Genomic DNA, 6,000 nt, shown 5'->3' on the forward strand with positions numbered 1-6,000 from the left:
CAACGAATTTGTAAAGGCGTTTAACAGCGATAATCTATCGATTTACGTGCAATAAACGAATCCCAAAAATAACGCCGATTCCTTTTTACGCCAGCTTATTCAGCCAGAAGAAAGCTGCGTAAATCCGCTAACACGATATTATCTGAACCCCGTAATCTACTTACTTCATCAATCAATAAAGTCAGTACTGACTCTTTTTTATAACTCTATTTATTAATTCTTTCCTTATTACAGGAATTCGATTCAAAACCTACTGAGTGGCTATCTTAAAAGATTCCTATTCTCTTAATTTATAGAATTAAGCACATTATCAGTTCTGATTCTGGCTAAACTTTGTCAACTATTTCAGCTTATGAATAAACTTATCCTATTTCTTGTGTGCGTATTCTTTGCCACACAGAATTTATTGGCGCAGGTGTCTTTAACGGGAACAACCTCCTACTCACAGACTTTTGATAACCTTACGACAGCGGGTCTGCCTGCAGGATGGGCCGTCTTTACCAGCGCAACCAGCACTACGTTAGGAAACCCAGCAACGTTTAGCACAAGTGCCGTAAGCTGGGCAACGGCTACGGGCAACTTCAGGAACGTAGCGTCATCGAACAATGGTACGTTAACATCATCGAGTTCGGCGAGTGCACAGGCCAGCGCTCCCGATAGAGCGTTGGGCGTTAGACAAACAGGCAGTTTTGGCGATCCGGGTGCCGCTTTTGCCGTTCAGCTAAGCAACACGACTGGTTTTCAAGATTTTAAACTTTCGCTCAAACTTCAATCGCTGGATGCAGGCTCGCCCAGAAAAACAACCTGGGCTATTCAATACGGTATTGGTAGCGCACCAACAACCTTTAATACGGTGGCTACGCAGGAAATTGGCGGCAGTACGTTTACTAACAACACCATTAATTACGACTTTGGTCTTTACCTCGATAACATTTCGGAGCCTGTCTGGATACGCGTTGTAGCCCTGACCGCCAGTGCCGGTAGTGGTAACCGACCAACAACAGGTCTGGACGACTTTGTATTAACGTATTCGCCTTTTACGACCGATCCTAAAACGGGCGTCCTACCGACAGCCTTAGCAGGTATGGCTTACACCGAAGGATCGGGTCCTTCTTCGCCCAGCGCCTTTACCGTTACGGCCCGGAACCTTACACCAACAACACCAGTAACCATTACGTCTCCAGCCAATTTCGCCGTCTCGACAGATGGCACTACGTTTACAACCGATCCACTTTCGCTTACGCCCGCTGGCGACGGCTCACTCAGCCAGACTGTTTACACACGATTAATTGCCGGTTTGGCTACGGGTTCTTATTCCGGCACAGTAACCATCAGCAGTCCCGAAGTAGCTCAATCGAAAACAGTTTCGCTAAACGGAACGGTGTATCCGGCGGGTCCGATAGGACCTTGCGGAACGTCAACCCTCATCAGTGCCATTCGGACAGCAGCCGACGGCGTTACGTTTACAGCGACTGGCGTTGTTACGTCGATTCTGGGTACAAACATTTACATTCAGGACGCTACCGGGGGGATTTTGCTGTATACCGGTACTGGCACAACGATCGATCTTCCGGAGTTTGAAATTGGCGACGAAATTCAGGTTACGGGTGCTCTGACTACGTACAATACAGATCGCGAATTGAAGGATTTTACGGCCTGTTTCGTAAAAACAGCTACGCCCAACAATCCCGCTACGCCCGTGGCCGTTACGCCTGCTACACTTTGCAACAACGTTGGCAAGCTGGTCACGTTATCGAACGTAACGACGATTTCAGGTACCGGTACGTTTGCCGGGAATACCAACTACACCGTCAGCGATGGAACAGGCAACGTAGTCGTGCGTATTCAGAACGGCACGAATCTGGTCGGAGCCAGTCGGCCAGCTTTACCGGTGAATATTACGGGTGTCGTCAGTTTATTTAACAATACCTGTCAGTTGCTACCCCGCTCTACGGAAGATATTCCGGGGTCGGCACCCAGTACGGCGTCCTGCCCCGAAGTCGGAACGGGGGGTACGGCCATTTCGCTCGATAATACGCTGGACGTAGCCTGGTGGAACGTAGAGTGGCTTGGTCGAACAGGCTATGGCCCAACCAATGAAGCCCAGCAGCAGGCCAACGTAGCGCAGCAACTGATAAACATGAATCAGGACATTTACTGTCTGGAAGAAGTTACGGACCTGTCGGCACTGGATGGAATTATCGCTACGCTGAATACTGGCACGGGCAAGACATACGCCAGAGCCTGCGGTGAAGACCCGTCGCGTAACCCACCGATTTATTATTCGCACTGGTGGGATATTCCGGAAGTACCCGGCGATCCGTCAACGTATGCACAGCGCGTCTGTTTTGTGTACAACACGGCCCTGGTCACGAACGTAACGGCGAGCCAGATTCTGGCCATTCCAGCTTCTTTGAGTACCAACGCTTGGGCATCGAACCGGTTTCCTGTCCTGATGAATGCCGACGTTACGATAGGAGGCATCACGAAGAATCTCAAACTGGTAGGACTTCATGCTAAAGCACTAGCCGACGAATCCTCTTACAACCGACGCACGGCAGATTTCGCTTCCCTGAAAAGTTATCTAGATACGACTTATCCGAATGATAACGTAATGATTATGGGCGATTACAACGATGATGCGGATCAATCTATTTACATCGATCCCGTTACCAGTGCCACGTTCGTTTCGCCTTTCAGCAACTTTGTCAACTCGCCGGATTATAAAGTAATTACCAAGCAATTGAGCGACTGCAAAATATCCAGCACCGCTTCGTATCCGGATATCATTGATCACCTGACCGTGTCGAACGAGATTCTGACGGACGGTTCAACGCCAACCAGCGGCATCAGTTACATTGTTAACTCAGTCAAAAAGTTTAGTCCGATTGTTGGCAGCAGCACCACCACATCCGACCATTTTCCGATCGGTGCCCGGTTCCAGTTTTACGGCCCCCTTCCGGTTAATCTGGTTTCATTTACCGGGCAGGCGAAAGAGCAGGGAATTGCGCTAAACTGGGTTACAGCCTGGGAAAAGCAGAATCAGGGTTTCGACGTTCTGAAAGGCAGTACGCCCCAGAATTTCGAGAAAGTTGGCTACGTAGCAGGCCAGGTTACAACCAGCGCTCAGTCGGTCTATGAATTCGTGGATAAACATGTACAGGAGGGTCAACTGTATTACTATCAGCTAAAACAGAAGGATACGGACGGTACATCGACGCTATCGAAAATTATTGCGGTTCGGGCCGGTGCCAACGTGACGGATACGGAACCACTTATCTATCCAAATCCTAATCCAGGAAGTTTCACACTATCGGCAAAAAACCTGGAAGCCGCTACTATTAAGCTGTACAATACGTTTGGCGCGGAGATTCCCGTCAATGTGAAGAAAGAACAGAATTCTAATGGATTTTCGATCAATACACCGGGGCAACTAACACCGGGTCTGTATTATCTGCGTATTCAAAATGCGGACGGTACGTATCAAAACCCGTTAAAAGTCATCATTCGATAACCGATCCGGGTAAAGCAAAAAAACGTCCTTCACCTATGTGTTGAAGGACGTTTTTTTGCTTGTGAGTGCTACGTTACCACCCATCTGAGAAGCTGGTTAGGCAGCCTGTTCTTTATATAAGCCGCCACCGACAAGTCCATTCTCGACTCCACCGTAGAGACTATTACTTTTGATAAGTCCATTTCCTATAAAACTTTCAACGAAAGCTTTACGTGCAGCAGTGCCAGCATTTGCAGATGCATTTCCGGCTTTTTTGTTCGATTTTTTACTGAAGTATTTGTAGATACCAAAACCTGCACCAGCCAGTAAGGAGGCTCCTAATGCTATTCCCAGTGTAGTGGTTAGTTTCTTATCCATAATTTTTAGTTGGTTGTTTTTCAACAGTAACCCGCACCCGATCAAATAGTTTGCAACAAAACCTTAGTCATGCTTACTACTTACGCTACTACGTTTTTCTGTTTAAGCCAATAAGGGCTTCACAACCTTGCCATGAACATCGGTCAGACGGTAGCGTCGGCCCTGACTTTTGAAGGTTAGTTTTTCATGATCGATGCCTAATAAATGCAGAATGGTTGCCTGGAAGTCGTGAACGTGAACCGGCTCTTTCACTACGTTATAGCCGAACTCGTCCGTTTCGCCGTACACCATTCCTTTTTTGACACCCGCACCCGCCATCCAGACCGTAAACGCCCGTGGATGGTGATCGCGTCCGTAATTATCGCGGGTGAGTTTGCCCTGCGAATACGCTCCCCGACCAAATTCTCCACCCCAGATGACCAACGTATCGTCGAGCAGGCCGCGCTGTTTCAGATCCCGAATCAGTGCCGCCGAAGGCTGATCCACGCTCTTCGTCTGAATCTTAATATCATTTGGCAAGTTTCCGTGCTGATCCCAGCCCTGATGATACAACTGGACAAATTTTACGTCTTTTTCGACCAGTTTGCGTGCCAGTAAACAGTTCGCTGCGAACGTGCCGGGTTTACGACTTTCCGGGCCGTACATATCGAAAATATAATCAGGCTCTTTCGAAATATCGAGCGTTTCCGGAACCGACGTTTGCATTCGATACGCCATTTCGTACTGCGCCATCCGGTTGTTGATTTCGGGGTCAAGTACGTGCTTGAATTGTTCCTGATGGAGCTTGCCCAGGTAATCGAGCATCCGGCGTCGGCTGGTTTTGTCGACGCCCGGCGGATTGTTCAGATAATACACCGGATCGGGCCCCGACCGGAATACGACGCCCTGATGCACCGATGGCAGGAAACCGTTGCTCCAGAGTTTGGCATAGAGCGGCTGATCGCCATCGCGGCCTTTCGACAACAGCACGACGAAAGATGGAAGATTCTGATTGTCAGACCCTAATCCGTAACTTATCCAGGAGCCAAATGATGGCCGTCCGGCTTGCTGGCTACCCGTCTGAAAGAACGTAACGGCCGGATCGTGGTTAATGGCTTCGGTATGCAGCGAACGGACAAAAGTCAGGTCATTGGCAATACCGGCTGTGTGGGGCAACAATTCGCTGATCCACATTCGGCCAGGACCGTATTGGGCAAATTTGTATTTCGAAGCCGCCAATGGAAAATGACTCTGGCCCGCGCTCATGCCCGTCAGGCGCTGACCGTTACGTACCGATGCGGGTAAATCCTGCCCCCACATCGCTTCGAGTTTCGGTTTGTAATCGAATAGCTCCAGTTGCGAAGGCGCCCCACTCTGAAACAGATAAATTATCCGCTTCACTTTCGGCGTAAAGTGCGGCTTGCCCAGTGATTTATCCTGCCCTCCAATAACGCCCCCCAATAGATTACCTGGGTTCAGCAATGATGCCAGCGCAATGGTGCCCAGGCCAGCACTAGCCTGTCCCAGAAAATTCCGGCGGCTTAGCTGGTCGTGTATTTGATCCTGAATATCAGACATAATTCGTTCAGTTCTGTTGTTTATTGTCTGCAAACCAACTAATAATTTTCGGGTATAAATCGGCGACGATTGCCCCTGACGGCCGGTTCTGATAAAGAGAAACCAAAAATTGATTGAATTCGGCAAACTTTTTAAAACCCCGGTAATTGACCATCCGCTCCTCAACCCGCTTCTGCATGAGCGCCTGCTCCTGTTTCGGGGCAAAATCGACGTAACGCAGGCTCACCAACCCCCAATTCATGTATTCGTGGAAACAGGCAAATGTATTGTTGTAGCCCCGTTTCGCGGGTTTTCCATCCGCCAGCCACGTATCCAGGTTGGTGATGGCAGCCCGGACCTGTTCCCCGTATTTATCAGCCTCCGGGTTAATAAAAGCATGATTCAGTTCTGTAAACACAATATTGCCTTTTCGCACATTGACTGCCTGCGCTGACAAACCCGCATCCGACTCGCTGGGAAAAGGGAAATTCACATGCGCATGTGCTTCCGTGAATCCGTTATTCTCCAGCCAGTGAGCCGACTGATTCGCACTTACCAGGGGCGAAAAGATGATTTTAAAGGCATCATAGTGC

3 protein-coding genes and 1 pseudogene are annotated in these 6,000 nt (G+C 49.1%); 1 reads left to right on the plus strand and 3 read right to left on the minus strand.

Annotated elements, in window-relative coordinates:
- Positions 1-352: 352 nt before the first annotated feature.
- Positions 353-3,514, plus strand: coding sequence for a DUF5689 domain-containing protein (locus ACOJS8_RS11165; RefSeq protein ID WP_420148622.1), 3,162 nt, complete (start codon positions 353-355; stop codon positions 3,512-3,514).
- Positions 3,515-3,610: 96 nt separating this feature from the next.
- On the opposite strand, the gene ACOJS8_RS11170 is transcribed toward ACOJS8_RS11165, so the two are convergent.
- From ACOJS8_RS11170 to ACOJS8_RS11180, 3 genes and pseudogenes are all read right to left on the minus strand, one after another.
- On the minus strand, positions 3,611-3,871 hold the full coding sequence (locus tag ACOJS8_RS11170) for a hypothetical protein (RefSeq protein WP_420148623.1): 261 nt from the start codon (positions 3,869-3,871) through the stop codon (positions 3,611-3,613).
- 102 nt (positions 3,872-3,973) lie between these two features.
- Complete coding sequence (locus ACOJS8_RS11175; RefSeq protein WP_420148624.1) at positions 3,974-5,428, minus strand: DUF1501 domain-containing protein; 1,455 nt, start codon at positions 5,426-5,428, stop codon at positions 3,974-3,976.
- A gap of 7 nt (positions 5,429-5,435) precedes the next feature.
- A pseudogene (locus ACOJS8_RS11180) lies at positions 5,436-6,000 on the minus strand (hypothetical protein); the annotation flags it as partial.

The organism is Spirosoma sp. (assembly GCF_048594605.1).
Taxonomy (GTDB): domain Bacteria; phylum Bacteroidota; class Bacteroidia; order Cytophagales; family Spirosomataceae; genus Spirosoma.

What these genes read in the sequence shown, in the direction of transcription:
- ACOJS8_RS11165 (WP_420148622.1), top strand. Translation starts at nt 353, where the DNA reads ATGAATAAACTTATCCTATTTCTTGTGTGCGTATTCTTTGCCACACAG.
- ACOJS8_RS11170 (WP_420148623.1), bottom strand. Translation starts at nt 3,871, where the DNA reads ATGGATAAGAAACTAACCACTACACTGGGAATAGCATTAGGAGCCTCC.
- ACOJS8_RS11175 (WP_420148624.1), bottom strand. Translation starts at nt 5,428, where the DNA reads ATGTCTGATATTCAGGATCAAATACACGACCAGCTAAGCCGCCGGAAT.